General features: G+C 65.5%; 27 protein-coding genes. 13 read left to right on the forward strand and 14 right to left on the reverse strand.

All coding sequences use genetic code 11. The annotated features are described in order from the left end of the window. Together RBR29_RS02500 and RBR29_RS02505 are read right to left on the reverse strand one after the other, a co-directional pair. On the reverse strand, nucleotides 1-1,691 hold a 1,691-nt coding region (locus RBR29_RS02500; protein ID WP_320346908.1), incomplete at its 3' end, for a methyl-accepting chemotaxis protein. A 252-nt stretch (nucleotides 1,692-1,943) separates the two neighbouring features. Further along, complete coding sequence (locus tag RBR29_RS02505; protein WP_320346910.1) at nucleotides 1,944-2,600, reverse strand: thiopurine S-methyltransferase; 657 nt, start codon at nucleotides 2,598-2,600, stop codon at nucleotides 1,944-1,946. Nucleotides 2,601-2,765: 165 nt separating this feature from the next. On the opposite strand from RBR29_RS02505, the gene RBR29_RS02510 reads away from it, so the two are divergent. From RBR29_RS02510 to RBR29_RS02525, 4 genes are all read left to right on the forward strand, one after another. After that, nucleotides 2,766-3,140 carry a DUF4168 domain-containing protein gene (locus RBR29_RS02510; RefSeq protein ID WP_320346912.1) on the forward strand — a complete coding sequence of 125 codons (375 nt, stop codon included), beginning with the start codon at nucleotides 2,766-2,768 and terminating at the stop codon, nucleotides 3,138-3,140. A gap of 302 nt (nucleotides 3,141-3,442) precedes the next feature. Beyond that, the gene (locus tag RBR29_RS02515; RefSeq protein WP_320346914.1) at nucleotides 3,443-3,646 is read left to right on the forward strand and encodes a hypothetical protein; all 204 of its coding nucleotides are present in this window, start codon (nucleotides 3,443-3,445) and stop codon (nucleotides 3,644-3,646) included. 8 nt (nucleotides 3,647-3,654) lie between these two features. Next, nucleotides 3,655-4,530: a 4-hydroxy-tetrahydrodipicolinate synthase gene (gene dapA, locus RBR29_RS02520; RefSeq protein WP_320346916.1), complete on the forward strand. Its 876-nt coding sequence runs from the start codon at nucleotides 3,655-3,657 to the stop codon at nucleotides 4,528-4,530. A 10-nt stretch (nucleotides 4,531-4,540) separates the two neighbouring features. After that, nucleotides 4,541-6,022: an aldehyde dehydrogenase gene (locus RBR29_RS02525; protein ID WP_320346919.1), complete on the forward strand. Its 1,482-nt coding sequence runs from the start codon at nucleotides 4,541-4,543 to the stop codon at nucleotides 6,020-6,022. A gap of 1 nt (nucleotide 6,023) precedes the next feature. Here the strand turns inward: RBR29_RS02525 and RBR29_RS02530 are convergent, their stop codons facing one another. The 8 genes from RBR29_RS02530 to RBR29_RS02565 form a co-directional block, all read right to left on the reverse strand. Continuing rightward, nucleotides 6,024-6,680 (reverse strand): GntR family transcriptional regulator, encoded by a 657-nt coding sequence (locus RBR29_RS02530; RefSeq protein WP_320346921.1) that lies wholly within the window; start codon nucleotides 6,678-6,680, stop codon nucleotides 6,024-6,026. 11 nt (nucleotides 6,681-6,691) lie between these two features. After that, nucleotides 6,692-7,633: a 4-hydroxyproline epimerase gene (locus tag RBR29_RS02535; RefSeq protein WP_320346923.1), complete on the reverse strand. Its 942-nt coding sequence runs from the start codon at nucleotides 7,631-7,633 to the stop codon at nucleotides 6,692-6,694. Nucleotides 7,634-7,642: 9 nt separating this feature from the next. Further along, nucleotides 7,643-8,893 (reverse strand): FAD-binding oxidoreductase, encoded by a 1,251-nt coding sequence (locus RBR29_RS02540; protein ID WP_320346925.1) that lies wholly within the window; start codon nucleotides 8,891-8,893, stop codon nucleotides 7,643-7,645. 138 nt (nucleotides 8,894-9,031) lie between these two features. After that, a complete protein-coding gene (locus RBR29_RS02545) occupies nucleotides 9,032-9,769 on the reverse strand; it encodes a flagellar brake protein (RefSeq protein WP_320346928.1) in 738 nt (245 codons plus the stop codon). A 130-nt stretch (nucleotides 9,770-9,899) separates the two neighbouring features. Beyond that, nucleotides 9,900-11,339, reverse strand: coding sequence for an NAD(P)(+) transhydrogenase (Re/Si-specific) subunit beta (locus tag RBR29_RS02550; RefSeq protein WP_320346930.1), 1,440 nt, complete (start codon nucleotides 11,337-11,339; stop codon nucleotides 9,900-9,902). Further along, nucleotides 11,336-11,644 carry an NAD(P) transhydrogenase subunit alpha gene (locus tag RBR29_RS02555; RefSeq protein WP_320346932.1) on the reverse strand — a complete coding sequence of 103 codons (309 nt, stop codon included), beginning with the start codon at nucleotides 11,642-11,644 and terminating at the stop codon, nucleotides 11,336-11,338. Before RBR29_RS02555 ends, RBR29_RS02550 begins: the two co-directional genes overlap by 4 nt. After that, entirely contained in the window at nucleotides 11,644-12,762 is a 1,119-nt protein-coding gene (locus RBR29_RS02560) for a Re/Si-specific NAD(P)(+) transhydrogenase subunit alpha (RefSeq protein WP_320346934.1), read from the reverse strand. The genes RBR29_RS02555 and RBR29_RS02560 overlap by 1 nt, the downstream gene beginning before the upstream one ends. An 84-nt stretch (nucleotides 12,763-12,846) precedes the next feature. Further along, on the reverse strand, nucleotides 12,847-14,127 hold the full coding sequence (locus tag RBR29_RS02565) for a bifunctional O-acetylhomoserine aminocarboxypropyltransferase/cysteine synthase (protein WP_320346935.1): 1,281 nt from the start codon (nucleotides 14,125-14,127) through the stop codon (nucleotides 12,847-12,849). Nucleotides 14,128-14,398: 271 nt separating this feature from the next. Between RBR29_RS02565 and RBR29_RS02570 the strand changes: the two genes are divergently transcribed. Together RBR29_RS02570 and RBR29_RS02575 are read left to right on the forward strand one after the other, a co-directional pair. Beyond that, nucleotides 14,399-16,996 (forward strand): AsmA family protein, encoded by a 2,598-nt coding sequence (locus RBR29_RS02570; protein ID WP_320346937.1) that lies wholly within the window; start codon nucleotides 14,399-14,401, stop codon nucleotides 16,994-16,996. Nucleotides 16,997-17,018: 22 nt separating this feature from the next. Next, nucleotides 17,019-17,414 (forward strand): MOSC N-terminal beta barrel domain-containing protein, encoded by a 396-nt coding sequence (locus RBR29_RS02575; RefSeq protein ID WP_320346939.1) that lies wholly within the window; start codon nucleotides 17,019-17,021, stop codon nucleotides 17,412-17,414. Between the two features lie 24 nt (nucleotides 17,415-17,438). On the opposite strand, the gene coaD is transcribed toward RBR29_RS02575, so the two are convergent. After that, complete coding sequence (coaD, locus tag RBR29_RS02580) at nucleotides 17,439-17,951, reverse strand: pantetheine-phosphate adenylyltransferase (protein WP_320346941.1); 513 nt, start codon at nucleotides 17,949-17,951, stop codon at nucleotides 17,439-17,441. 81 nt (nucleotides 17,952-18,032) lie between these two features. Next, entirely contained in the window at nucleotides 18,033-18,632 is a 600-nt protein-coding gene (locus tag RBR29_RS02585; RefSeq protein WP_320346943.1) for an RsmD family RNA methyltransferase, read from the reverse strand. A 79-nt stretch (nucleotides 18,633-18,711) separates the two neighbouring features. Between RBR29_RS02585 and ftsY the strand changes: the two genes are divergently transcribed. Genes ftsY through RBR29_RS02620 form a run of 7 tightly spaced genes read left to right on the forward strand, consistent with a single transcriptional unit; the run spans nucleotide 18,712 to nucleotide 24,226 of the window. Continuing rightward, a complete protein-coding gene (gene ftsY / locus RBR29_RS02590; protein WP_320346945.1) occupies nucleotides 18,712-19,950 on the forward strand; it encodes a signal recognition particle-docking protein FtsY in 1,239 nt (412 codons plus the stop codon). Nucleotides 19,951-19,986: 36 nt separating this feature from the next. Then, nucleotides 19,987-21,168 carry a bifunctional 3,4-dihydroxy-2-butanone-4-phosphate synthase/GTP cyclohydrolase II gene (ribBA, locus tag RBR29_RS02595; RefSeq protein WP_320346946.1) on the forward strand — a complete coding sequence of 394 codons (1,182 nt, stop codon included), beginning with the start codon at nucleotides 19,987-19,989 and terminating at the stop codon, nucleotides 21,166-21,168. Between the two features lie 16 nt (nucleotides 21,169-21,184). Continuing rightward, on the forward strand, nucleotides 21,185-21,712 hold the full coding sequence (gene ribH / locus RBR29_RS02600) for a 6,7-dimethyl-8-ribityllumazine synthase (protein ID WP_320346948.1): 528 nt from the start codon (nucleotides 21,185-21,187) through the stop codon (nucleotides 21,710-21,712). Next, nucleotides 21,705-22,190 carry a transcription antitermination factor NusB gene (gene nusB, locus RBR29_RS02605; RefSeq protein WP_320346950.1) on the forward strand — a complete coding sequence of 162 codons (486 nt, stop codon included), beginning with the start codon at nucleotides 21,705-21,707 and terminating at the stop codon, nucleotides 22,188-22,190. Before ribH ends, nusB begins: the two co-directional genes overlap by 8 nt. A gap of 19 nt (nucleotides 22,191-22,209) precedes the next feature. Further along, on the forward strand, nucleotides 22,210-23,193 hold the full coding sequence (gene thiL / locus RBR29_RS02610; protein ID WP_320346952.1) for a thiamine-phosphate kinase: 984 nt from the start codon (nucleotides 22,210-22,212) through the stop codon (nucleotides 23,191-23,193). Next, a complete protein-coding gene (locus tag RBR29_RS02615) occupies nucleotides 23,190-23,723 on the forward strand; it encodes a phosphatidylglycerophosphatase A (protein WP_320346954.1) in 534 nt (177 codons plus the stop codon). The genes thiL and RBR29_RS02615 overlap by 4 nt, the downstream gene beginning before the upstream one ends. After that, complete coding sequence (locus RBR29_RS02620; protein ID WP_320346956.1) at nucleotides 23,720-24,226, forward strand: CinA family protein; 507 nt, start codon at nucleotides 23,720-23,722, stop codon at nucleotides 24,224-24,226. The genes RBR29_RS02615 and RBR29_RS02620 overlap by 4 nt, the downstream gene beginning before the upstream one ends. An 80-nt stretch (nucleotides 24,227-24,306) precedes the next feature. Here RBR29_RS02620 and pyrF read toward each other — a convergent pair whose 3' ends face one another. Next, the gene (gene pyrF / locus RBR29_RS02625; RefSeq protein ID WP_320346958.1) at nucleotides 24,307-25,128 is read right to left on the reverse strand and encodes an orotidine-5'-phosphate decarboxylase; all 822 of its coding nucleotides are present in this window, start codon (nucleotides 25,126-25,128) and stop codon (nucleotides 24,307-24,309) included. A 91-nt stretch (nucleotides 25,129-25,219) separates the two neighbouring features. Beyond that, nucleotides 25,220-25,609, reverse strand: a complete 390-nt coding sequence (locus RBR29_RS02630) for a diacylglycerol kinase (RefSeq protein ID WP_320346970.1) — start codon at nucleotides 25,607-25,609, stop codon at nucleotides 25,220-25,222. Nucleotides 25,610-25,726: the final 117 nt, after the last annotated feature.

The following is a 25,726-nucleotide window of genomic DNA, read 5'->3' on the forward strand; positions in this document are numbered from 1 at the left end:
TGCGGAGCGGGGCTGACGACTTTTTCCGGGGCCGAGGGCAGGCGCGCAGGTTGTGCCGGACGCGCGGCGCCGGTGTCCGCGCCCGCCGAGGCGGCAGCGCTGGCGTGCGCACGGGCCTGATCCCTGGTCTGGGCGCCGGTGCTGGCGGGATCGGACTGGTTCAGGTTGAACGTGGCGACCAGGCGGGCCAGGGTGTCGGCCTGCGCCTGCAGGCTGCTGGCGGCGGCGGCCGATTCTTCAACCAGGCTGGCGTTCTGGCGGGTGACGTCGTCCATCTGGGTGATGGCCGAATTGATTTCCTCGATGCCGGTGGTCTGTTCGCGGCTGGCCGCGCTGATTTCACCCATGATGTCGGTGACGCGGTTGATGCTGTCGACGATGTCCTGCATGGTGGCCCCGGCGCGCGCGGCCTGGTCGTTGCCCTTGGCGGTGGATTCTACGGAGGTGTCGATGAGGGTCTTGATTTCCTTGGCGGCGCCGGCCGATCGCTGGGCCAGGGCGCGGACTTCGGAGGCGACCACGGCAAAGCCGCGGCCTTGTTCCCCGGCGCGGGCGGCTTCGACGGCGGCGTTCAGGGCCAGGATGTTGGTCTGGAAGGCGATGGAATCGATGACGCCGATGATATCGGCGACCTGCTGGGACCGTGCGTCGATTTCGCCCATGGTGGAGACCAGTTCGGCCACGATGGCGCCGCCGTCGGTGGCGGTCTTGGCGGCAGCCGCAGCCAGGGTGTTGGCCTGCTGGGCGTTGTCGGCGTTCTGGCGCACGGTGGCGGTGATTTCCTCCATGGTGGCGGCGGTCTCGGCCAGGGAACTGGCCTGCTGTTCGGTGCGCGAAGACAGGTCCAGGTTGCCGGCGCTGATCTGCGCCGAGGCCGAGGCGATCGCATCCGATCCGATGCGCACTTCGCCCAGCGCGTCGCGCAGGTTGCGGGTCATGGTGTCCAGGGCGCCCAGCAGTTGCCCAAACTCATTGTTCGAATCTACCCGGATGTCGTGGGTCAGGTCGCGTTGTGCGATGGCTTCGGCGGCTGCCACCGCACGGCGCAGCGGATGGGTGATGGCGCGCATGACGCGCCAGGCGAACAGCGGCCCCAGGATCAGGGCAAGGATCGTGGCCAGTATCAGGATGCGGTTGCTGCGTGCGGCCTGGTCGGCCGATAGCTGCTGGGCCAGGGCGATTTGTTCCATCTGGTGGGTGCGCAGTGCCTCGATGTGGCCGATATAGGTCCTGTTGATTTCCGGCAGCTGTTCGCGCACGATGTCGGTGGCGACCATGGCCTGGTGGTTGTCCAGCGCCTTGTAGATGGTGTCCAGGGTCTTCAGGTAGCGGGGGCGTTCGTCCATGATGCGCTGGAACAGGCGCCGGGACTCGTCGGCCGTGAACAGGGCATCGGCCTGCCGGGTGTATTCGTTGATCCTGGTCGTGGCCTCGTCGATCTCTTTTTTGAAATGCGTGATCATGTCCGGGTCCGAGACCAGGGCATAGGCCATCACCTGGTTGGCCCGGATGTCGACGGCCCGGGCCCATTGATCCATCAATTGGCCGGCCTGACGGTGCTGTCGGATTTCTCCGATGGTTGCTTGAGTGTTGACGGAGTTCCAGATACCGATCAGCGCCAGGGCTAGCGCCAAAAACAGAATAAAGCCGAAAGCCGCGGCCAGCCGCGTACTGATCTTGAGATTTTTCATGAGGGTGTGGCGACGTATGCCGGTTGTGAACACAATACCCTCGATACTAGGGAAAACCCTGGTGCTTTGATCGGCCCAGTTGTAGGCAATAAACGCCTCAGCATTTTCTTTATCAAGAAAAAGCGGTTTTTTCCATGTAAAAAACGCATGGATCCAGGGCGTTGCAGCGCTGGGGGCAGCGGCAGGCCATGCCCACATGGTCAGCCGCTCTTTGGCACGTGCCAAGCATGGGGGATGGTCGGACAGCGGGGATCAGGCAGCTGTCAGGCGGAAGACGCCGGTCTGCATGCGGGACACGCCCCGTGCGGCGAATTTGGGTTCCTGGGCCAGGACATCGCGGGTTTCCAGCGGCTCGATGTGCCAGCGGCTGCCGTAGAGCGCCTGGATTTCGGCTCCGGGCACGGAAAAGGGCGGTCCGTCCATTTCGGCCTGTGGATAGTCCAGGGTCAGCAGCAGCGTGCGGCAGCCGGCAGGCAATTGCCCGTAGACATGGTGCGCATAGCGCGCGCGCAGCGCCGGGGTCAGCGCGATCAGGGCGGCGCGGTCGTAGCAGGCCGTGCAGCGGGCCAGGGTTGCGGCCGTCAGGTTGAAGATGTCGCCACACAGGAATTCGATCGGCCCGGCCCGGTACAGGGTGCCTTCTGGTGTGGGCTGGATCTCGGGATGCAGGCCATGGTCCTTGAAGAACTGTTCGACGGCGATGGGTGAAAGTTCCACGGCCAGTACGGCATGTCCTTGCTGCGCCAGCCAGGCGACGTCCAAGGATTTGCCGGCCAGGGGCACCAGCACCCGGCTGCCGGCCGGCAGGCCGAGACCGGGCCAGTGCTTCTGCAGCAGGGGCATGACGCGGGATTGATGAAAGCCGGTCTGTCCCTGTTGCCAGCGTTGCAGCCAGAAATCCGTATCCATGTATGTCTCTTCCTGGGAGTGGGTGCGCGCCTGCCGGATTGGAGTACGCCAGGTACCGGTGGCGAGCGGTGGCATGATGACACAGGACTGTACATCGAGAAACTTGAAATGTCCTGGTTTCGCCGTGATGATGAAACGGTCGATCACGCCACACAGGAGTACAGGATGAATCAGGTGTTGAAGGGCTTCCTGGCCGCTTCCGTCATCGCGCTGGGTTTGGCGGGGCCGCTGACGGCGCCCCGGATGGCCGGAGCCCAAGCGGCCTACGAGGCCGTCGAACGGCCGACCGACGAGCAGTTGCAGCGTTATGCCGCCGCCGTGCGCAAGGTCAGCGTCGTGGCGGCCGAATACCAGCCCAAGCTGGAATCCGCCCGGGACGAACCGGCCCGGCAGGCGCTGCGTGTCGAGGCTGATCAGAAAATGGTGGATCAGGTCGAGGCAGGCGGCATGAGTGTCGCCGAATACAACGGCATCAGCCGCGCCGTGCGCGAAAACCCTGAATTGCGCCAGAAAGTCGAGCGCCTGGTGGGACAGGAATAACCGGGTAGCTGCGGCCCTCGAACTATTCGATGCGTATGGTTGGCATCGCGTGGCTTCTTTGATTCAAGGAGAGCAAGCCTAGCATATCTTCACTGGCCCGCCGGATGCGCCTTTCGTGCGAGGCGTATCCGGGTTTACCCTGAACATGTTGTAAATATATTTATTGAATATTAGACTGGCGGCAGCGCGTTTAATGTCCGTCCGGCGCGCAGTCCAATCAAGAGGGAGACCACGAAGAAGATTTTTCGCACGCTGGTCGCAGCGATCCGGAAAATGCCATTGTTTCGGGTTTTCCGGGGGGAATGGGGCCGGACACCTACAAGGCCTGGCTGTATCAGGGCGGCGGCAAGGCGCGGCTGGAAAAACTGCGTGCCGGCCAGGGCCTGAAGACCATGATCGTCGGCATTGGTTCGCCGGAAATTTCTGTTGGGCTTCTGATTCTGATTCCGGGGCTGCGCGCCCCGCCCTGGCCTGGGGGCTGCCCAGGCTGTCTTTCTCGCTTTTAGGAATGCACATGAAAACCGAAGGAGTCCTGGTTCCCATCGTCACCCCGTTCACGACCGATGGCCGTGTCAATGTGGATGCATTGCGCACCTTGGTGCAGCGTTTCATCGCTGCCGGCGTTGCCGGGATCGTGGCCTGCGGCACGACCGGCGAATACTATGCGCTGGAAGACGATGAGCGCGAATTGGTGCTGCGCACGGTGGCCGACGCAACCCGGGGCCGTGTGACGGCGATTGCCGGGATCAATGCCCTGTCCACGCCGCAGGCCATCCGCAACGCGCACCAGGCCGAATCCCTGGGCTACGATGGCCTGATGCTGGCCACGCCGCCCTACAGCCTGCCGGAGCAGGCGGGGATCGTGCAGCACTTCCGCACGGTTGCCCAGGCCACTTCACTGCCCATCATCATGTACGACTTCCCGGCCCGGGTGGGGGTGCAGATTGCCGTGGACACGGTGGTCGAACTGGCGCGCATCCCCAACATCGTCGGCATCAAGGAAAGCAGCGGCAGCTTCAATCGCGCCCTGGCGCTGATCCAGGCCAATATCCCGGATTTCCAGATCATCAGCGGTTCGGACGACATGGCCGCCGATTTCCTGTTCTGGGGCGTGCGCAGTTGGATCAGCGGTGGCGCCAATGTCTTTCCGGGCGAGCAGGCTGCCATGGTCAAGGCGGCTGGCGACGGCCACTGGGACGAAGTCCGCCGTCTGATGAGCAGCATGTATCCGGTGATTCTGGCCATGGAATCCGGCGACTACAACCAGAAGGCCAAGCTGGGATGCCGCCGCCATGGTGTCGAGGCTGGCCCGGTGCGCCTGCCGCTGGTGCCGTTGTCGGAACAGGACGAACGCGTCTTCCTGGCGCTGCTGGATGCCTATCAGGGCTGAGGAGGAGACGATGTCACAGACCAAGGAACAGATTTTTGCCCAGGCCCGTGCGGGCAGCCTGTGGGCGGGCCACCTGATCCCCGGCCATGATGCGCCGGGGGCGCGGATCGACAACATCACGCCGATCGACAACAGCGTCATCGGCACCATTGAATCGGGTACGGCTGCCGATGTCGAGCGCGCGGTACGCGTGGCGCGCGCCAGTTTCCAGTCCGGCGAATGGTCGCAGCGGGCGCCGGCCGAACGCAAGCGCATCATGCTGGCCTGGGCGGACCTGCTGGCGGCGCATGCCGAGGAACTGGCGGCGCTGGACTGCGTCGATGCGGGCAAGCCGATCACCGAATGCCTGAACACGGACCTGCCGGCCACGCTGGAGACCTTTCGCTGGTATGCGGAAGCCATCGATAAATGCTACGGGCGTATCGCCCCGACCGGGCCGGACGCCACTGGCCTGATCGTCAAGGAACCCATCGGTGTGGTGGGCGCTGTGCTGCCCTGGAATTTCCCGGCCCAGATGTACGCCTGGAAGGTCGCTCCCGCCTTGGTGGCGGGCAATTCGGTCATCGTCAAGCCGGCTGAACTCACATCCCTGAGCGCCTACCGGATAACCCAGCTGGCTCACGAGGCCGGCATTCCGGCGGCGGCATTGCAACTGGTGACTGGCCTGGGCGAAGTCGTGGGCGAAGCGCTGGGCCGCCACATGGACGTGGATGTGGTGTCTTTCACGGGCTCCACCGAGGTCGGCCGCTATTTCCTGAAATATTCCGCCGAGAGCAATCTGAAGGAAATCGTCCTGGAATGCGGCGGCAAGAGCCCTCAGGTGATCTTCGACGATGCGGATCTGGACAGTCTGGTGGATCACGTGCTGGCCGCAGCCTTCTGGAACATGGGCGAGAATTGCAGCTGCGGATCGCGCCTGATCGTCCAGGCCGGCATCAAGGACGCCGTGCTCGACCGTTTGCGTGCACGTCTGTCCACCTGGAAAGTCGGCCTGCCGACGGACGAGTCCGTGCAGATCGGTCCCATGGTCGAGCGCGCGCATTTCGACAAGGTGCGCAGTTTCCTGGAAGGCGCCGAGGGCGAGGGCGCGCGCCTGGCGCACGGTGGCCGGATCCATGCGGATCTGGGCAGCGGCTGGTATGTCGAGCCGACCATTTTCGATGGCGTCACGCGTGAATCACGCCTGTTCCGCGAGGAAGTCTTCGGCCCCATCCTGGCCATCTCGGTCTTCGAGACCGAAGCCGAGGCGATTGAACTGGCCAACGACAGCCACTATGGCCTGGCCGCGTCCCTGTACACCCGTGATATCGGTCGTGCGCAGCGTGTGGCGCGCGCGATCCAGGCCGGCACCGTGTCGGTCAATGGTTTTTCGGAAGGCGATATCACCACGCCGTTCGGTGGCTACAAGCAGTCCGGCTTTGGCGGCCGCGACAACGGCCTGGAAGCCCTGGACCAGTACCAGCAGGTCAAGACGATCTGGTACGTGAACTGATTCACCCTTCGATGACGGTGTGGGTGAATTCCATCAGGTAGTCCATCAGGGCGTCCGCGCCGGCGATGGCCCGGTCCGGGTCGTTGGCGTGGATGCCCTCGGCCAGCATCAGGTGGCAGCGCGCGCCACGGTCCAGGTCGCCTTCGTGCTGGTAGGCGTACCAGAAACGCCGGCACTGGATGATCATCGGGACGACCGCCTGGACGGCGTAGGGGTTGCGGCTGGCTTCGTGTATGACACGGTCCAGGGCCTGGTCGGCATGCATGTAGCCGGCCAGGTCGCCCTGGCGTGCGGCTTCCGTCATGTCGTGTGCGCATTGCAGCAGGGCCGTGCGCTGTCCTGCCGTGGCGCGGCGGGCCGCTGACCCCGCGATCAGTCGTTCCAGCACGCGCCGGGTCTCGATCAGGATCAGGTGCTCTGCGATGCGGATTTCGCTGACGCGCAATCCGCGCCGGGGTTGCTGTTCGATCAGGCCGCTGGCGATCAGCCGCATCAGGGCCTCACGGATGGGGGTTCGACCCAGGCCGGTCATCTGGATCAGGTCGCTTTCCACGATGGGCTGGTTGGGTTCCAGCTGCAGCGTGGCGATCATCTGTTCGATGCGGTCGTAGGCCGCCTCGGTGGCTCGGATCTTGACGGTGGGCGGGGTGGAAGTCATGTCGCGGAAAGTCAGGGGCGGGACTCGATGCCCCACCGGAAGGGGTCGTCGTCCTGCAGGATCAATGTGGTTTCGCCACTGATGTGGGCGCGGCCTCGCAGCGTCGGGGTGATTTCGCCGTGTTCGCCCGGTTCGTAGCTGGCCTGGAACTGGCTGCCAATGATACTGGACTGGCGCCAGATCTGTCCCGGGGCGAGCTTGCCGTCGGCCGCCAGGCAGGCCAGCTTGGCACTGGTACCGGTGCCGCAGGGCGAGCGATCGTAGGCTTTGCCGGGACACAGCACGAAATTGCGGCTGTCAGCGTCCTCGTCGGCGCCGAAGAGTTCAATATGATCGATGCGTGCGTCACCGCGCCCCCGGATGCCCTGGGCGTCCAGGGCCTGGCAGATCGCCCAGGTGTAGTCGGTCAGTTCGGCCAGATCGGCTCCGGGGACGACCCGGTCGGGCGCGTCCACCAGGAAGAACCAGTTGCCGCCCCAGGCAATGTCGCCGTGGACGATGCCGTGGCCGGGGACGTCCACGGCGACCGCCTTGCGATGGCGGTAGGCAGGCACGTTGCGCACGCTCACCGAGCCGTCGTCGTGCAGGGTGGCGGTGACGGTGCCGACCGGCGTTTCGATGCGATGCTCACCCGGCTCGATACGGCCCAGCCAGGCCAGCGAAGCCAGCAGGCCGATGGTACCGTGACCGCACATGCCCAGGTAGCCCGTGTTGTTGAAGAAGATCACGCCGGCGGTGGCGCCGGGATCCACCGGGGCGCACAGCAGAGCACCGACCAGCACGTCGTTGCCGCGCGGTTCCAGGATGACGGTCTTGCGCCAGTGGTCGTGCCGCTCGGCCAGCCGCTGGCGGCGTTCAGCCATGGATCCGGTGCCCAGATCGGGAAAGCCGTCGAGCACCAGCCGGGTCGGCTCTCCGCCGGTGTGGGAATCCAGGATGGCGATGCGATGCATGGGATGTCCTCAGAAAAAACGGTCGGGCCGGTAGGCAGTGAGGTCGATGGCAGGCGGTTGGCCGTTGACCAGGTCGCGGATCAGGCGGGCGGTGGCGGCCGCCTGTGTCAGGCCCAGGTGCCCGTGGCCGAAGGCGTAGAAAATATCCGGATGGCGCCGGGCGCGGCCGATGACCGGCAGCGAATCGGGCAGGCTGGGCCGAAAGCCCATCCATTGCTCGCCGCCTTCGGTGCGCAGCGCCGGCAGGAATGTCTTGGCCTTGTCCAGCATCGCCTGGGCACGGCGATAGTCGGGCGGGCGCTTCAGGCCGGCCAGTTCAACGGCGCCGCCCACGCGGATGCCGCAGCTCAGTGGCGAAATCACGAAACCGTGATCGGCAAACGTGATCTGACGCCGCAGGTCCAGCGCATCCGGTGGCAGCGTGGTGTTGTAGCCGCGCTCGGTTTCCAGGGGGATGGGGTCGCCCAGGGGCCGACTCAGCTGGTGCGACCAGGCACCTGCGGCGATGACGATACGGCGTGCTTGCAGCGTGGCGCCGTCGGCCAGCCGCAGGTGCCCGCCGTCGGCGGCAGGTTCGATGGCCCGGACTTCGTGGCGCAGCAGCCGCGCGCCAAGCGCTTGCGCCTGCAGACCGATGTCCACGGCCAGGGCTTGGGGGTCGTCGACATTGCGCCAGCGGGGCACCAGCATGCCGTGGGTGAACCGGGGCGACAGGCCAGGCTGGAGATCGGTCAGTTCGGCCCCCTGGACGGCTTGGCTCTCGATGCCGTAGACCCGCCGTTGGCGGGCGGTTTCCTGGGCGGCGGCAAAGCGCGTGGCGCCTTCGTAGACTTCCAGCACGCCTTCGGTATGCAGGTGATGGTCCAGCCCCGTGCGGGCCAGCATGGCCAGCATTTCTTCCTGTGCCAGGTCGATCAAGGCGACCTGTGCCTGGATGTTGGCCTGGTAGCGGGCGGGCCAGCTGGCCCGCCACAGGCGCAGCAGCCAGGGCGCGATCTGCGGGAGATAGGCAGGGGGCAGGCTCAGTGGCCCCAGCGGGTCGAACAGCCAGCGGGCCGCCTTGCGGATGATGCGCGGCGAGGCCAGCGGCAGGATCTCGGCGAAGGCCAGGGCGCCGGCGTTGCCCCGGCTGGCGCCACTGGCGGGGTCGTTGCGTTCGACCACGACGACGTCGTATCCGGCTTCGCGCAGGTACAGGGCGCAGCTCAGGCCGATGATGCCGCCGCCCACGATGGCGATGTCACAGGTGGAAGCGTTCATGAATGGGTGCCGTTCAGGATGCTGGATGAACCCGATACGGGATGATTCCACAGACCCAGTAAATATTCAATCGATATATTTACTGGGTGCTTTACTGGGTACGCCTTTCACGGGCCAATCCCGTCGGCAAGCATGCCCCTATTCGACGCCCCAGCGGCGGGCGAGGACGGCGCGTTCCAGGGTGCCGATGTACTGCTGGATGGCGATCTGGAGCTTGTCCGGCAGGTTGAAGTAGCGGCAGGCGACGTGGTGCTGCGGCTTGCCGTTGTCCTGGGTCAGGTGGGTGGAGCGCAGCACGCGCAGGGCCACGTCCAGTTCACCCGTGTCCGGCAGTTCCAGCGTGCATGCGTCGAAGATCGTGCCGATGGCGGTCTGGGTGAGCAGGTTGTCGCGGTCCACCAGCTGCAGGCCGCCCGCACTGATGTCGGCGATCCGGAAGCGGGCCTGGCCATCGGGCAGGGATGCGTCTTCGATCAGGCAGTAGGCCGGGTTGCTGGCCGGGATATCGACCCGGAAGAACTCGCGCCGCTGGACGCGCCGCAATTGGGTGGGCCAGGCCATTGAAAGCGCAGGCTTGCCTTCGTGCATGGCGGGCTTGAGCGGCCCGGAAAATTCGATCATCACGCGTTCCAGCGTGCCTTGCAGGCGGACGGCGGGCGCGCGCAGCAGCTGGGTGTTGATCTGGTCTTCGGAGGCGTTGTCCAGCAGCACGGTGCCGGCTTTCGCATTGACATCCAGCAGGGTGGAGATGATCGAAACGGCTTTTCCGGGAACGTCCAGGCGCACCAGCACCCGCTGGCTGAGCAGGCCCTGCAGGATGGAACTGATTGCGAGTGGTTGCGATACCAGACAGGGATCGTCTTCCTGGAAGGCCATGATCGAGGATGCTGCGCTGCTGCGCGGTGGATTGACTGCGACAGGGTGGATTCTAAACGATCCAACCCTGGAATCGGCATTCCAGGGTTGGGGGAAAGCCCGCATGCCCGGGCTTTCCCGTGGGGTTGGCCTATTCCAGGGCCTTGAGCATGTCTTCCAGGACTTTCTTGGCGTCGCCGAACACCATCATGGTCTTGTCCATGTAGAACAGTTCGTTGTCCAGGCCGGCATAGCCTGCCGCCATCGAGCGTTTATTGACGATCACCGTGCGCGCCTTGTAGGCCTCTAGGATCGGCATGCCGGCGATGGGCGAGTTCGGGTCGTTCTTGGCTGCCGGGTTGACCACGTCGTTGGCCCCCAGCACCAGCACGATATCGGTCTGGCCGAATTCGCTATTGATGTCCTCCATCTCGAACACCTGGTCGTAGGGGACTTCGGCTTCGGCCAGCAGCACGTTCATGTGCCCCGGCATGCGGCCCGCCACTGGGTGGATGGCGTATTTCACCGTCACCCCCTGGGCGGTCAGCTTTTCGGCCAGTTCTTTCAGCGCATGCTGGGCGCGCGCCACGGCCAGGCCATAGCCCGGAACGATGGTGACGGTGTCGGCGTTGCCCATGAGGAATGCGGCGTCTTCCGGGCTGCCGGACTTGACGCTGCGCTGCGCACCGTCGCCCGCAGCGCCTGCAGCGGACGGTTCGGCGCCGAAGCCGCCCAGGATCACGTTGAAGAACGACCGGTTCATCGCCTTGCACATGATGTAGGACAGAATCGCACCGGACGAGCCGACCAGCGATCCCGCGATGATCAGCATCGGGTTGTTCAGCGAGAAGCCGATCCCCGCTGCTGCCCAGCCCGAGTAGCTGTTCAGCATGGAAATCACCACCGGCATGTCGGCCCCGCCGATCGGGATGATGATCAGCACGCCCAGCAGGAAGGCGATGGCGGTCATGGTGATGAACGGCAGCCAGAACTGCGTCGCCATGAACCAGAATCCGCAGGCCAGCATCAGGATCGCCAGCAACAGGTTCAGCAGGTGCTGTCCGGGAAAGACCACGGGCGCGCCCTGGAACAGGCGGAACTTGTATTTGCCCGACAGCTTGCCAAAGGCGATGACCGATCCCGAAAAGGTGATGGCGCCGACAAAAGTGCCGATGAACAGTTCCAGCCGGTTGCCCACGGGGATTGGGGCGCCGTCGGCAGCGATGCCAAAGGCATGCGGTTCGGCGATGACGGCGATGGCGATGGCGACGGCGGCCAGACCGATCATGCTGTGCATGAAGGCGATCAGTTCCGGCATTTTGGTCATCTGGACCTTGCGGGCCAGCACGGTGCCGATGGCCCCGCCGATCAGCAGGCCCAGGATCACGCGCCCCAGTCCGGTGGCGGTGGCGCCGTCGCGCGCCAGGGTGACGATCAGCGCGGCCGTGGTCAGGATGGCGATCGCCATGCCGACCATGCCGAAGACGTTGCCCCGGCGCGAGGTGGTGGGGTGCGACAGGCCCTTGAGTGCCTGAATGAAGCAGACCGAGGCGACCAGGTAGAGCAGGGTGACGAGATTGGCAGAAATCATGCCTGGCCCCCCTTGCGTTCTTTTTTCTTGAACATTTCCAGCATGCGTTGGGTCACCAGAAAGCCGCCAAAGACGTTCACGGCAGCCAAGGCCACGGCGAGCACGCCCATGGCCTGGGCCAGGCCACCCTCGGTCAATCCGGTCGCCAGCATGGCGCCGACGATGACGATGGCCGAAATAGCATTGGTCACGGCCATCAGGGGCGTATGCAGGGCCGGGGTCACGTTCCAGACCACATGAAAGCCCACGTAGACGGCGAGCACGAAGATGATGATGTTGATCAGGGTCGGGTTGACGGCTTCCATCAGGCGCTCCTCAGGACCTGGCCGTCCTTGCAGACCAGGCAGGCGTTGACGATGTCGTCGTCCACCGGCGGGGCGTAGCGGCCCTCGGCGTCGATGACGAGTTTCAGGAAATCGAGCACGTTGCGCGCATAGAGCGCGGATGCGTCGGTCGCCAGCAGGGCCGGCAGGTTGGTCAGCCCGACCAGGGTGACGCCGTTGTGGTCGATGACTTCACCCGGCACCGACAGTGGGCAGTTGCCGCCACGTTCCACGGCCAGGTCGACGAGCACTGCGCCGGGCTTCATGGCGGCGACCGTGTCCGGCTGGATCAGAGTCGGGGCCGGGCGGCCGGGGATCAGGGCCGTGGTGATCACGATATCGGCCTGTTTGCAGCGTTCGGCCACCAGGGCGGCCTGGCGCGCCATCCATGCCGCCGGCATGGGGCGGGCATAGCCGCCCACACCTTCGGCGATTTCGCGTTCCTCGTCGGTCTCGTAGGGCACGTCGATGAATTTCCCGCCTAGCGATTCAACCTGTTCGCGTGCGGCTGGCCGGACGTCGGATGCCTCGACCACCGCGCCCAGGCGGCGCGCAGTCGCGATCGCCTGCAGGCCGGCCACGCCTGCGCCCAGCACGACCACGCGGGCCGCCTTCAGGGTGCCGGCGGCAGTCATCATCATGGGGAAGATGCGGCCATAGTATTGGGTGGCCAGCAGCACGGCCTTGTAGCCGGCCAGGTTGGCCTGGGACGACAGTACGTCCAGGCTCTGGGCCCGGGTCGTGCGCGGCGCGGCTTCCAGGGCAAAGGCCGTGAGGCCCGCATCTGCCAGGGTGCGCAGGCCGTCCAGGTCAAAGGGATCCAGCATGCCGAGCAGCACGGCGCCCGGTTTCATGCGGCCCAGTTCGGCGGCGTCCGGACGGCGTACTTTCAGGACCAGTTCGCTGCCCAGGGCGGCGTTGGCGTCGGCCAGTTCGGCACCGGCGCGTTCGTATTCGGCGTCGGGGTAGCGGGCGGCCGATCCGGCGTTGCGTTCGACTCGCACGCGATGGCCTGCCTGGACCAGTTTCTTGACGGTTTCCGGGGTGGCGGCGACTCGGGTTTCGCCTGGCAGGGTTTCACGGGGGATGCCTACCTGCATGGTGGCCTCCCGGCAGGGGTGCGACGGTATTGCTGCATGAGGTTTCCTTGATGTCTTGAGTGTGAGGGCGGGACGCGGCCGGAGTCAGCGGCTGGCGTTCAGCGCCTGGCGCAGATCGTCGAGGATGTCGTCGATGTGCTCGATGCCGATGGACAGGCGGATCATGTCTTCGCCGACACCGGCACGAGCGAGTTCTTCGGGGTTGAGCTGGCGGTGCGTGGTCGAGGCCGGATGGCAGGCCAGGGATTTTGCATCGCCGATGTTGACCAGCCGCAGGATCAGTTGCAGGGCGTCGATGAAGCGGGCGCCTGCGGTACGCCCACCCTGGATGCCGAAGGACAGGATGCTGGCCGGCAGTCCGCCCATGTATTTCTGCGCCAGGGCGTGCTCGGGGTGGTCCGGTAGGCCGGCATAGTTCACCCAGGCGACCTGGGGGTGGTCTTTCAGGAAGCGGGCCACGGCCAGTGCGTTGGCGCAGTGGCGTTCCATGCGCAGGGCCAGGGTTTCGATGCCCTGCAGCACCAGAAAGGAATTGAAAGGCGAGAGCGCGCCCCCGGTATTGCGCAGGGGAACGACACGGCAGCGGCCGATGAAGGCGGCTGGCCCGAAAGCCTCGGTGTAGACCACGCCATGGTAGGACGGGTCCGGCTCATTCAGCATGGGAAAGCGGTCGCGGTGTTCGGCCCAGGGGAATTTGCCGCTGTCCACGATGGCGCCGGCGATGCTGGTGCCGTGTCCCCCCATGTACTTGGTCAGGGCATGCACCACGATATCGGCACCCCATTCGATGGGGCGGCACAGGGCGGGCGAAGCGACCGTATTGTCCACGATCAGCGGCACGCCGTGGCGGTGGGCAGCTTCGGCCAGCGCCTGGATGTCGATGATGTTGCCCGCCGGGTTGCCGACGGATTCGCAAAACACGGCGCGGGTGCGTTCGTCGATCAGGGCTTCCAGCGCGGCCACGTCATCGTGGGGGGCGAAGCGGACTTCCAGCCCCTGGCGCGGGAAGGTATGGGCAAACAGGTTGTAGGTGCCGCCATAGAGCTTGCTGGTGGACACGATATTGTCGCCCGCCTGCGCCAGGGCCTGGATGGCGTAGGTGATGGCGGTCATGCCCGATGCCACTGCCAGTGCGGCCACGCCGCCTTCCAGGGCCGCGACCCGTTCTTCCAGCACGGCGTTGGTCGGGTTCATGATGCGGGTGTAGATATTGCCGGGGACTTTCAGGTCGAACAGGTCTGCGCCATGCTGGGTGTCGTCAAACGCATACGAGGTGGTCTGGTAGATCGGCACGGCGACCGATTTGGTCGTGGGGTCGGGGGAATAACCGGCGTGGACGGCCAGGGTTTCGAAACGGCGGGTCATGATCAGGCTCCTGTGCGGTGTCGTGGCGCAATCGGCCATCGTACCGGCGAATGTGCGTTCAATATAAGGGCTGAATAACGTTTATGATCGCATGTTTATATAACAATGGATAATATGACCCCTTCGCATTCTTCTACGAAATGCAATGCGGTGCAATAGAATGCGGCCGGGTGCCCCAAATGGCCGGACCGGGCGCCGGCATGGGTTAGCATTCCAGTTGCTGTCCGGCCAGTGGCGGGACGCCAGGAACGTCGAGGATGCGGGTTAAAAAATGAATGTCTGGTTGAAGCGAGCGCTGTTCGGCCTGGTCGTGGCGCTGCTGCTGGCGGTGGTCGGGCTGGCGATTTTTCTACTGACCTTCAATCCGAATGCCTATAAATCCAGGCTGGAATCCCTGGTGTTCGAGCACACCGCGCGCACGCTGACCATCGGGGGTGACATCGGCCTGTCGCTGTTTCCTCGGATTGGCCTGTCCGTCAGTGACGTGGCGCTGTCCAATCGCGGCACCCAGGATACGTTCGTGTCCATCGACAGTGCCCGTTTCGCGGTGGCGATCTGGCCTTTGCTGTCGAACCAGCTGGTGGTGGACCACGTGGCCGTCACCGGCCTGAAAGCCTACGTCGTGCGCGATGCCCAGGGCCGTTTCAATTTCAGTGACCTGCTGGATACCGATGTGCCGGTGGCCGCTGCCCCTGCTGCCGGGGTGGTGGCTGGGGCTTTGCCGACCCCTGGGGCCGGTTCGGACTTCAGCATCGACATCGCCGGCCTGGAACTGAAGTCGGGCCGGGTCCAGTACATTGATCAGCGTGACGGCCTGTCCACGACTTTCGATCAGATCGAAGCAAATACGGGCCGGGTCACCTATGATCAGCCTTTCGACGTGTCCCTGAAGGCCGTGGTCACAGGCAGCGATCCGGTTCAGGATGCCCAGTTCCAGGCTCAGGCGCTGTTGCGCCTGAATCCCGGTGGGCGAGGCTATTCGGCGCAGAAGATCAACGTGCAGCTGAACGGCCGCCTGGGCAATCTGGATCAGTCACAGGCCACGCTGCGGGGCAACCTGGCCTACGATGGCAAGGCCCGCCGCTTTTCCGCAGACAATCTGGAACTGGCCCTGAACGGCAACATCGTCGGCGCCCATCCGATCCAGGGGCTGAAAGCCAGCCTGACGGCGGCGCAACTGCGCCTGGATCAGCGCAACACCGCGCTCAAGATCGACAAGCTGGCCCTGCGAGCCGTCGGGCAGGATGGCCCTCGATCCCTGGATCTGGCCCTGGATGCACCCGCCTTGGCGATCTCGCCCGTATCGGCCCAGGCCGATCCCGTGACCGGCACGTTCAAATGGACCGGTGACGATACCTTGGCCGTTTCGCTGGGCCTGGAGGGTCTGTCCGGGGATGCTGGCGAATGGCAGTTCCACTCGGTCAGCCTGGATGGTGGCCTGACCCAGGGAGAACGTCTGCTGCGCCTGAATCTGACGTCGCCGCTGGTCTGGAATACGGCCCAGCGCAAGGGTTCCCTGAGCGCCCTCAAGGGTGACATGGGGGTGCGTGACCAGGCACTGCCGTCTGGCAGCTATGAATTTCCCATGATCGGCAGTGTGCATCTGGATCTGGGACAGGATCTGTTGTCGGTGGATCTGAATGCCGTGATCGATGGCGGTCAGGCGGCCTTCAAGTCCCAGACCACGCAACTGGCTGCGCTCCAGCCCAGGACGCGGTTCACCTTGAATACGGAAAAATTCGACCTGAACCGCTGGCTGCCGGCGCCGCAGACCCGTGCCCCGGCCAAGCCTGCCGAAGAATCCCCGGCAGCGGAAAAGTCATCGGGCAAGGCCCAGGAGCCGGATCGGGCCCAAAAGACGAAGGATGCCGCGACCGGGGCCACTGCGCCTGTGCCGATCGATCTGTCGCTGCTCCGGGGGCTGGACATCGAAGGTGATGTGCAGATCGGCGACCTGCGGGCGCGGGATGCGCAGCTGACGGGGGTGAGCGCCCAGGTCCGTGTCCACAAGGACGCGCTGACGGTGTCCAAGTTGTCGGCCGGCCTGTACGAGGGCACGCTGTCGGGGCAGTTCAGCGCGTCGGCCGATCAGGCGTTCGGCCTGAAGCTGAATCTGGACAAGGTCGCCGTGGCGCCTTTGATCCAGGCCGTGATGGGCCAGAATCTGTTGTCGGGGCGCGGCGCGGCGCAGATTGATCTGCGCGCTCAGGGCGCCACGCTGGATGCGCTGCAGCGTTCGCTGGCTGGCCGGGCGTCCGTGCAGGTGCGCGACGGCGCTGTGCAGGGTGTCGACGCCGCACGGACACTGACCGAGGTGGCGACGGCGTTGGGCAATGTCCTGAAGGGCCGCCTGGATGCCTTGGAATCGCCGTTCGACAGCCGTCGCAGCACTGCTTTCAGCAGCCTGGATGCCCGGCTCGATCTCAAGGACGGGCAGGGGCAGTTATCGAAATTGTCCTTGGTATCCAGTCTGGTGCGTGTGTCCGAAGGCAAGCCGGCGCGCATCGACGTGCCTGGCCGCAGCCTGGACCTGGTGCTGCTGGCCCAGGTGGCGGCACGCTTGCCCAAGGGCTTGGACACTGCACTGACGCCGCTGCTGGGCGCGACCCTGCCCGTCCACATCACTGGCGCCTGGGATCGGCCTGAATACGAGATCAACTGGGCGAGCATTCGCAACTCGTCCGTCCAGCGCGCCTTGAAGTCGGGTCTGATGGAATTGCTCAAGGGCAAGGACCTGATCGAGCAGGCATTGCCGTCCCCCGAGCCCGCAGCGCCGGGCGCGGGCTCGAATGATGCCCGGGCGCCAGCGCCCGCCGCCGATCCAGTGGAACGCATCGGCAAGGCCATCAAGGGCTTGCTGGGACAATGAAGCGCACGATGGACACTGCACGATGATGACGACCGAATCCGTTTTTCAGCCGATTGCCGGGGCGGCTGTCCTGGCCGACGAAACCGCACGGCCCTATGATCACCGCTGGCTGATGGTCGATGCCCAGGACCGCTGGCTGGATGCGGACCGGGCGCCAGGCTTGGCCCGGCTGGAACTCAGCTTGCGTTTCGGCTATCTGGTGATCCGCGCGGATGGCATGTTGCGCCTGGATGTTCCGCTGGATGTGATCGAGGATGACGACAGTGTCGATCGCGTCGCATGCATCGGCGGGCGGGATGTGCGAGTCGTGGACGAGGGCGAACTGGCCGCAGCCTGGTTTTCCCAGTGGCTGGGCCAGCCCTGCCGGCTGGTCAAGATACACCCCGAGGCGGGGCCCGTCGACTGGCCGGCCCGGTGACCCGTCAGGCGGCGCGCAGCGGGCTCACGAACCCTTGGCCGCTTCCTGTGCTTCGCGCAGGGCCTTGGCCTTGGCGTGCAGCCAGCGTTCTACGGACGGGAACACGAACTTGCTGACATCCCCGCCCAGAATGGCGATTTCGCGCACGATGGTGCCGGAGATGAACTGGTACTGGTCCGACGGGGTCATGAACAGGGTTTCGACTTCCGGCAGCAGGTGGCGGTTCATGCCGGCCATCTGGAATTCGTATTCGAAGTCCGACACGGCGCGCAGGCCGCGCACGATGACGCGGGCGTCCTGTTCGCGCACGAAGTCCTTGAGCAGGCCGCCGAAGCTGCGGACCCGCACATTGGGGTAGTGCCCCAGGACTTCCTCGGCGATCTCCAGGCGTTCCTGCAGGGTGAAGAACGGTCGCTTGTTCTGGCTGTGGGCCACACCCACGACGACCTGGTCGAACAGGCTGGCCGCCCGTCGAACGAGGTCTTCATGCCCCCGGGTGAGCGGATCGAAAGTGCCCGGATAGACGGCGGTGATCATGCGGTCTCCGTGAAAATGGACGGAATCTGTGTTGGGAATCCGGGCATCCCGGACAGCGGGTGCGCGGATTCGGGCGGGGGGTCAGGAAGGCCCAAAGCGGCCATTATTCATATTTTTTTGCGTTGCAGCAAACCGGGTCAACCCGTAGTGGACCTGACCGGCCCGCCCCTGGCGCAGTAACGTCCATTCCGGCGGCAGTGCGTCCAGAGGGGCTTCGGATTCCAGGTACAGCAGGCCGCCTGGCAACAAGGCCCGGTCCAGCAGGGGCAGCAGGCGCGGCAGCCAGTTCGCGCCGAAGGGCGGGTCGAGCATCACCAGATCATAGGATGGGGCGGGTTGGGCCCGCAGAAAAGCGCAGGCCTCGCCGGTGTGAATGCGGATGGCAGGGGCTTTCAGGCGCGCCTGGACGGCCCGCAGGCCGGCCAGTGCGGGCACGGCCTGTTCGACCAGCTGGGCGATTTCCACGCCGCGGGATGCGGCTTCGAAGCCCAGCGCACCTGTTCCGGCGAACAGATCCAGCACCCGGCGGCCCGTGAAGGTGCCATCCCAGAAATGCGCCAGCCAGTTGAACAGGGTTTCGCGTACCCGGTCGGGGGTCGGGCGCAGGTGTTCGCCTTCCGGAACGGAGATGGGCGTGCGGCGGTAGGCACCGCCTACAATACGGATCTGATGTTTTTTCATGCGCGGTCGATGGTGTCGTGAACCCTCGCGGCCCCTGTCCGCGCCGGGCCTTGGCCGGATCGTTTTCAGTGTAAAGCCTATGTTCAGTTTCTTTAAACGCAAGAAGGCGCCTGCGCCACAAGAAGCGGTGCCCGTGCAGGACAGCACCCCCGACGGGGTGGCAGAGTCTGCCGCACCCGAAGTGGCGCCGGTCGCACCGACCGAATTGCCCGCAGCATGGGCAGCGGGGATGGACGAATCCGCTGCGCCGGATTCCAGAGGCACGCCAGCCGAGACGGTCGAGCCCGTGCAGCCGCCCGATGCCTGGGCGGATCGGCCCGATGAGCCATCCGACCCCCTGGCCCGGCTGGATCGCTCGGCCAGTGAACCGTCGACGCAATCCGGATCTGCCGGATCCTGGCTGGGCCGCTTGCGGCGCGGCTTGTCGCGTACCGGTCAAAACCTGGGTGGTCTGTTTTCGGGGGTCAAGGTCGATGAGGCGCTGTTCGAAGAACTGGAAACGGCGCTCATCATGGCCGATGCCGGAATCGAGGCCACCGAAAAACTGCTGACCGAATTGCGCGTGCGCGTAAAGCGCCAGCGGCTGGAACAGCCCGAGGCCGTGCGCGCCGCGCTGCGCGATATTCTGTCCGAACACCTGGCCATCCTGGAAAAGCCTTTTGTCGTGGGAGAAACCGCCCCCATGGTGGTCATGATCGCGGGGGTCAATGGGGCCGGCAAGACCACGTCCATCGGCAAGCTGGCTCGTGCATTGCGGGAACGTCAGGCATCGGTGCTGCTGGCGGCGGGCGATACCTTTCGCGCCGCCGCCCGCGAACAACTGGTGGCTTGGGGGGCGCGCAACGACGTGACCGTGATTGCCCAGGAAGGCGGGGATCCGGCTGCGGTAGCCTTCGATGCCGTCAACGCCGGACGGGCGCGGTCGGCGGACGTGGTCCTGGTGGATACGGCGGGGCGATTGCCGACTCAGACGCATCTGATGGAAGAACTCAAGAAGATCAAGCGCGTCATCGGCAAGGCCGACCCAGGCGCGCCGCACGAGATCCTGCTGGTGGTCGATGGCAATACCGGGCAGAACGTGCTGGCGCAGATCCGCGCCTTTGATGCGGCGCTGGGCCTGACCGGCCTGATCGTCACCAAGCTCGATGGCACCGCCAAGGGCGGGACGCTGGCGGCGGTGGCGGCTGGCAGCCAGGGGGTGCGGCCCGTGCCGGTGTACTGGATCGGCGTGGGCGAGGGCATGCAGGATCTGCAGCCTTTCGTGGCGGCGGAATTCGCCGATGCGCTGCTGGGTGGGCCGGAGGCCGCCAAGGGCTAAAATGACGGCATTCATTCTCAATTTGGCAGGCATGGCATGAACACGGCATCCGGCGCGGCTTCGATCGAACCGCCCTTCGATATTTCCCCGGTCCAGGAAATCGTGAACGAATTGCGGGCCGGGCGCATGGTCATCCTGGTGGACGAGGAAGACCGCGAGAACGAGGGCGATCTGGTCCTGGCGGCCGATTTCGTCACGCCCGATGCGATCAATTTCATGGTGACCCATGCGCGCGGACTGGTGTGTCTGACGCTGACGCATGAACGCTGCGAACAATTGCAGCTGCCGATGATGTCCAACCAGAACGGCACGCGTTACGGTACCAACTTCACGGTCTCCATCGAGGCTGCCGAGGGGGTGGGGACCGGCATTTCCGCAGCGGACCGCGCGCGTACCATCCAGGCGGCCGTGGCGCGTGGCGCCCGGCCGGCCGATCTGGTCCAGCCCGGGCATATATTCCCTGTGCGTGCCGTTCAGGGGGGCGTGCTGGTGCGCGCGGGTCACACCGAGGCCGGTTGCGACCTGACCGCCATGGCAGGCCTGACGCCGGCGGCGGTGATCTGCGAAATCCTCAAGCCTGATGGGACCATGGCGCGCTTGCCGGATTTGATGGTGTTCGCGCGCGAACACGGGCTGAAGATCGGCACTATTGCCGATCTGATCCAGTATCGCAGCGAACATGAATCCATGATCGAACGCCTGGTCGAACGTCCGGTCCAGACCCCTTGGGGGTCGTTCGTGGCGGTCGCCTATCGGGACCGGGCCTCCAACGCGCCGCATCTGGCGCTGGTGCATGGCGACATCCGCCCTGACCAGGAAACCCTGGTGCGTGTGCACGAACCGACCAGCGTGCTGGATCTACTGTGCGAAGGCGCGACGCGCCACAGCTGGACCATTCCCCAGGCCCTGCAGGCCATCACCCAGGCGCCCAGCGGCGTGCTGGTGCTGATGAACTGCCAGGGTGGCGCCGATTTGCTGTTTGCGCAGTTCGATGCCTGGGCTCGCAGTGGCAGTGATGCCCAGGCTGCCCGGCCCGTGGTCGATGGCGAACGCCACGGGCTGCGCACCTTTGGCATCGGCGCACAGATCCTGCGCGATCTGGGCGTGGGCCAGGCCCGGCTGCTGGCGCGGCCACGAAAAATGCCCAGCATGGCAGGGTTCTCCCTGACCATTACGGGTTACCATAATGAACCCGGCGCATCCGACGCCGCGACCTGATCAAGGAACCGCCACTATGAACCCCTACGTGATGACCCCCGACCTGAACGGGGAAGGCCTGCATATCGGCATCGTGCGTGCTCGGTTCAACGAGGAAATCGGCGTGGCCGAACTGCAGACCTGCCTGGACGAACTGGCTGCTCTGGGCGTGGACGAACGCGATGTGATGGTCGTGTCCGTGCCCGGCGCTCTGGAACTGGGCGTGACCTTGGCCCAGATGGCCGAAACGTTCGAATTCGATGCCCTGATCGCCCTGGGTGCCGTGATCCGTGGCGAGACCTATCACTTCGAGATCGTCAGCAATGAGTCGGCGTCGGCCATCAGCCGCATTGCTCTGGAAACCGGCATTCCTGTCGCCAACGGGGTGCTGACGACCGATACCGACGAACAGGCCCAGGCCCGCGCGGCCGACAAGGGCCGTGATTGCGCCCGTGCGGCCGTCGAAATGGCCAATCTGGTGGCTGCCCTGGAACCGGAAGCCGATGACGACGATTTCGACGACTTCGACGACGAAGACGAAGACGACGAGGACCTGGATGACTGAACCCAAGCCCGCGCGCGCTGGCCGTACCAACGCCCGCAGCGCGCGCCGTCTGGCGCGTGAATTCGCGCTGCAAGGGGTCTATGCCTGGTTGCTGCGCGGCGGCACCGATCTGGCCGAACTGGGTGAAATCGACGCCCATGTGCGTGATGGCGAGGACTTCAGCCAGGCTGATGCCCAGTGGTATCTGACCCTGCTGCAGGGGGCGGCCACCCAGGCTGTTGCGTTGCGCGAACGGTTCGTGCCTTATATCGACCGGCCGCTGGCGGAACTGTCTCCCATCGAACACGCCGTGCTGCTGATCGGCAGTTTCGAACTCGTCGAGCACATCGAGGTCCCCTATCGGGTGGCCATCAACGAAGCCGTCGAACTCGCCAAGTCTTTCGGTGGCACGGATGGCTACCGTTTCGTCAACGGCGTGCTCGACAAGCTCGCGGCAGAGGTCCGCGCCCCCGAGGTCCAGGCGACGGCGCGCCGCTGATGCGGCACGGGACGGGCTTATGCAGGCGGATGGCGAATTCGACCTGATTGCACGCTATTTCAAGCGCTCGCCGCCCGACCGGATGCTGGGCGTGGGCGACGACTGCGCCCTGATGCCCCTGTCGGCCGGGTGTGAACTGGCCGTCAGCACCGACATGCTGGTCGAGGGCCGGCACTTTCTGCCCGGCGCCGATCCCGGGGCCCTGGGCCACAAGGCCCTGGCCGTCAACCTGTCCGACCTGGCGGCCATGGGAGCCCGACCCCTGGCCTGCACGCTGGCCCTGTGTCTGCCCGCCGTCGACCATGCCTGGCTGGCGGCCTTTTCCGAAGGCTTTCATGCGCTGGCCCGCGACACCCACTGTCCGCTGGTCGGTGGCGATACGACGCGTGGCGACCGGGTGGTGCTCAGTGTGACCGTGCTGGGTGAGGTGCGCCGGTCGCACGCCCTGCGCCGCGACGCCGCCCGTGTCGGCGATGATGTCTGGGTGTCCGGCACACTGGGTGCGGCCGACCTGGCGTTGCGCCTGGTACTGGGCCAGCTGCCTGCCGACCCCGAACGCCTGCGGGCCACGCAATCCGCGCTGGATCGACCCACGCCGCGCCTGAAACTGGGCCGCTACCTGGCCGGTGTGGCCCATGCCGCCATCGACATATCCGACGGCCTGCTGCAGGATTTCGGCCATATCGTCCAGGCCAGTCACTGCGGCGCCGATCTGTGGCTGGATGCATTGCCGGCGCATCCCGCCCTGGCCGGCCTGGACGAATCCCTGCGCCGCGAGGCCCTGCTGGCCGGGGGGGATGCCTATGAATTGTGTTTTACCGCCCGCCCCTTGTGGCGCGAACAGATCGAGGTGCTGGGGCGTCAGCTGGGCGTGCCGGTGACCCGGGTGGGCACCTTGGTGCGCGGCCAGGGCGTGCGTGTGCTCGATGGCTCAGGGCAGGTCGTACCGGTGACGCGTCGCGGCTTCGACCATTTCACCGACCCGTGCGGAGATCGCGCATGACGAACCGGAATACTGTTGGGGATGCCGGGGATGGGCCGCCCATCCCGCGTCCTTCGGCCGCCTGGGTCTTTGCCCGTCCTGAACGGATCCTGGCCTTCGGCCTGGGTTCGGGCCTGATCCATCCGGCCCCGGGCACCTGGGGTACGCTGGCCGGCTGGCTGCTGTGGGCCATTTTGCTGCGTGATCTGCCCGACGGCTGGATGATCCTGGTCCTGCTGCTGTCCTTCGGGATCGGCTGCTGGGCCGCCCAGCGCTGTGGCGAGGCCCTGGGCGTGCCGGATCATGGCGGCATCAACTGGGATGAGATCGTGGCCATCTGGCTCGTGCTGTGGCTGATGCCGCACGGTTTCTGGTCCCAGGCTGTTTCGGTGGTGCTGTTCCGGTTCTTCGATATCGTCAAACCGCCGCCGGTGGGGCTGCTCGATCGGCGTTTCAAGAACGGCTTCGGGGTCATGATCGACGACATCGTCGCCGCCCTGTATGCCTTGTTGGCGGGCGCGCTGCTCGTTCGCCTGGGGGTGTTGCCATGAACGATCGTGAAACACGTGCCCTGGCGGGCGAGGTAGGTGCCGCGCTGCGGTCCGCCGGCTGGCTGTGTGCCACTGCAGAATCCTGCACCGGCGGATTGCTGGCGGGCGCCATCACATCCTGCCCCGGATCCAGCCTGTGGTTCGAACGCGGCTTCGTCACGTACAGCAATGCCGCCAAGATTGAACAGCTGCGGGTCTCGTCCGATACGCTGGAACGCTTCGGTGCCGTCAGCGAGGAAACTGCCATGGAAATGGCCGCTGGCGTGCTGTCGGCGGTGCCCAGGGCGCAGCTGGCCCTGTCCACGACGGGTATTGCCGGGCCAGGCGGCGCCACGCCCGGCAAGCCGGTCGGCATGGTGTGTTTCGGGATTGCGCGCCGCGCCGGATCGGGGATCGTGACCCGGGCCGTGACCCAGGTGTTCGAGGGCGATCGGGATGCCGTGCGTGCGGCCGCCGTACGCCGCGCCCTGCAGGCGGCGTTGGCGGAATTGGGTAAAACCTGATGTCACAGTCGCAGGCCCTGGCCGGATGGTCCAGGGCCTGCGGTGTTTGGCCGGAATGTGCCAGGCGTGTGCTGGACGTTTCAGCCGCGCAAGGCCTCGCGGATGGCGCTGCGCGTGGCGCGCGCAGTCTTGGCGGCGGCTTGTTCCCAGTCTTCGCCGTCGCTGGCGTACAGGATGGCGCGGGATGAATTGATCATCATGCCCCGGCCTTCCGGTGTGCGGCCTGCGCGCACGGTGGCCCGGATATCGCCACCCTGGACGCCGATGCCCGGAACCAGCAGGGGCATGTCGCCCACCCGGCGCCGCACGTGATCGATTTCTTCCGGAAAGGTTGCGCCGACCACCAGTGCGCATTGGCCGTTGGTGTTCCAGACACGGGCCACCTGGTCGGCGACGTGCAGGTACAGCGGCGTGCCGTTGGCCAGCCGCATGTCCTGCAGATCGGCCCCGCCGACATTGGATGTACGGCACAGGATGATGACCCCCCGGTCGCCATAGTCGATGTAGGGCTGTACCGAATCGCGGCCCATGTAGGGGTTGACCGTCACGGCGTCGGCGCCATAGCGTTCAAAGGCTTCGCGCGCGTATTGTTCGGCTGTGCTGCCGATGTCGCCGCGCTTGGCGTCCAGTACGATGGGCAGGTCCGGATGCCGTTCGCGGATCGTCCGGCAGATGTCCTGCAACTGGTCCTCGGCGCCCAGCGCGGAAAAATACGCAATCTGCGGCTTGAAGCCGCACACATAGGGTGCGGTGGCCTCGACGATGCGCAGGCAGAACTCGGTGATTGCGTCCGGGCGATCCGCCAATTCTTTGGGAAAACGCCGAGGGTCCGGGTCCAGGCCCACCATCAGCAAGGAATCCTGGGCGACCCAGGCACGGTTCAGTTTGTCGATGAAAGTCATGATGCAATCGGCTCGTGTGTCCTGTAGGATCGTGACATGGGCGGACCCGCAGCACAGGCCTGGGTCCGGGCGTAATCGTGGGCGCTGGCGTTCAGGCAGGCCACCAGCGCGGTACCAGTACTGCTGCCCAGGCGGATCCTGCCAGCAGCAGCGTCAACAGCACCGCAGCGCTGCCAATGTCCTTGGCGCGCCCCAGCAGGGGGTGATGCGCCGTGCTGATGGCATCGGCCAGGGCTTCGATCGCGGAATTGACCAGTTCCACCACCAGCACCAGCACGGGGGCGCCTGCCAGCAGCAGCCGTTCGGTGGCGGTGTTGCCCAGCCACAGGCCCAGCGGGATCAGGATCGCGGCCAGTGCGGTTTCCTGGCGAAAGGCGGCTTCCTGGCGCCACGCCGCGCCCAGCCCTTGCAGCGAATAGCCGAAGGCGCGCGCAATGCGCAGCAGTCCGCCCGTGCTTTTGTAAGGAGAAGTCTGGGTCATGGGACAGCGTGTCAGAATGGTGCCGGCATTGTAACGGATGGGGGTGGCTGCAGCCATGGTTCCCCGGCCGTGTCCCTGTGTTTGGCCGGGCCATGAAAAATCCCCGCCACAGCGAAC

Origin of the sequence: Castellaniella sp. (assembly GCF_034007085.1) — a bacterium.
Classification (GTDB): Bacteria; Pseudomonadota; Gammaproteobacteria; order Burkholderiales; family Burkholderiaceae_B; genus Castellaniella.

Excerpts from the sequence above, each read along its gene's own strand:
- RBR29_RS02630 (WP_320346970.1), bottom strand. The coding sequence starts at position 25,609 with ATGACCCAGACTTCTCCTTACAAAAGCACGGGCGGACTGCTGCGCATT.
- RBR29_RS02570 (WP_320346937.1), top strand. The coding sequence starts at position 14,399 with ATGAATGTCTGGTTGAAGCGAGCGCTGTTCGGCCTGGTCGTGGCGCTG.
- RBR29_RS02510 (WP_320346912.1), top strand. The coding sequence starts at position 2,766 with ATGAATCAGGTGTTGAAGGGCTTCCTGGCCGCTTCCGTCATCGCGCTG.
- RBR29_RS02615 (WP_320346954.1), top strand. The coding sequence starts at position 23,190 with ATGACGAACCGGAATACTGTTGGGGATGCCGGGGATGGGCCGCCCATC.
- RBR29_RS02545 (WP_320346928.1), bottom strand. The coding sequence starts at position 9,769 with ATGGCCTTCCAGGAAGACGATCCCTGTCTGGTATCGCAACCACTCGCA.
- dapA (WP_320346916.1), top strand. The coding sequence starts at position 3,655 with ATGAAAACCGAAGGAGTCCTGGTTCCCATCGTCACCCCGTTCACGACC.
- RBR29_RS02540 (WP_320346925.1), bottom strand. The coding sequence starts at position 8,893 with ATGAACGCTTCCACCTGTGACATCGCCATCGTGGGCGGCGGCATCATC.
- ftsY (WP_320346945.1), top strand. The coding sequence starts at position 18,712 with ATGTTCAGTTTCTTTAAACGCAAGAAGGCGCCTGCGCCACAAGAAGCG.
- RBR29_RS02575 (WP_320346939.1), top strand. The coding sequence starts at position 17,019 with ATGATGACGACCGAATCCGTTTTTCAGCCGATTGCCGGGGCGGCTGTC.
- ribH (WP_320346948.1), top strand. The coding sequence starts at position 21,185 with ATGAACCCCTACGTGATGACCCCCGACCTGAACGGGGAAGGCCTGCAT.
- RBR29_RS02505 (WP_320346910.1), bottom strand. The coding sequence starts at position 2,600 with ATGGATACGGATTTCTGGCTGCAACGCTGGCAACAGGGACAGACCGGC.
- RBR29_RS02585 (WP_320346943.1), bottom strand. The coding sequence starts at position 18,632 with ATGAAAAAACATCAGATCCGTATTGTAGGCGGTGCCTACCGCCGCACG.
- ribBA (WP_320346946.1), top strand. The coding sequence starts at position 19,987 with ATGAACACGGCATCCGGCGCGGCTTCGATCGAACCGCCCTTCGATATT.
- RBR29_RS02530 (WP_320346921.1), bottom strand. The coding sequence starts at position 6,680 with ATGACTTCCACCCCGCCCACCGTCAAGATCCGAGCCACCGAGGCGGCC.
- RBR29_RS02565 (WP_320346935.1), bottom strand. The coding sequence starts at position 14,127 with ATGACCCGCCGTTTCGAAACCCTGGCCGTCCACGCCGGTTATTCCCCC.
- thiL (WP_320346952.1), top strand. The coding sequence starts at position 22,210 with ATGCAGGCGGATGGCGAATTCGACCTGATTGCACGCTATTTCAAGCGC.
- RBR29_RS02555 (WP_320346932.1), bottom strand. The coding sequence starts at position 11,644 with ATGGAAGCCGTCAACCCGACCCTGATCAACATCATCATCTTCGTGCTC.
- RBR29_RS02620 (WP_320346956.1), top strand. The coding sequence starts at position 23,720 with ATGAACGATCGTGAAACACGTGCCCTGGCGGGCGAGGTAGGTGCCGCG.
- nusB (WP_320346950.1), top strand. The coding sequence starts at position 21,705 with ATGACTGAACCCAAGCCCGCGCGCGCTGGCCGTACCAACGCCCGCAGC.
- RBR29_RS02525 (WP_320346919.1), top strand. The coding sequence starts at position 4,541 with ATGTCACAGACCAAGGAACAGATTTTTGCCCAGGCCCGTGCGGGCAGC.
- RBR29_RS02515 (WP_320346914.1), top strand. The coding sequence starts at position 3,443 with ATGGGGCCGGACACCTACAAGGCCTGGCTGTATCAGGGCGGCGGCAAG.
- RBR29_RS02550 (WP_320346930.1), bottom strand. The coding sequence starts at position 11,339 with ATGATTTCTGCCAATCTCGTCACCCTGCTCTACCTGGTCGCCTCGGTC.
- coaD (WP_320346941.1), bottom strand. The coding sequence starts at position 17,951 with ATGATCACCGCCGTCTATCCGGGCACTTTCGATCCGCTCACCCGGGGG.
- pyrF (WP_320346958.1), bottom strand. The coding sequence starts at position 25,128 with ATGACTTTCATCGACAAACTGAACCGTGCCTGGGTCGCCCAGGATTCC.
- RBR29_RS02535 (WP_320346923.1), bottom strand. The coding sequence starts at position 7,633 with ATGCATCGCATCGCCATCCTGGATTCCCACACCGGCGGAGAGCCGACC.
- RBR29_RS02560 (WP_320346934.1), bottom strand. The coding sequence starts at position 12,762 with ATGCAGGTAGGCATCCCCCGTGAAACCCTGCCAGGCGAAACCCGAGTC.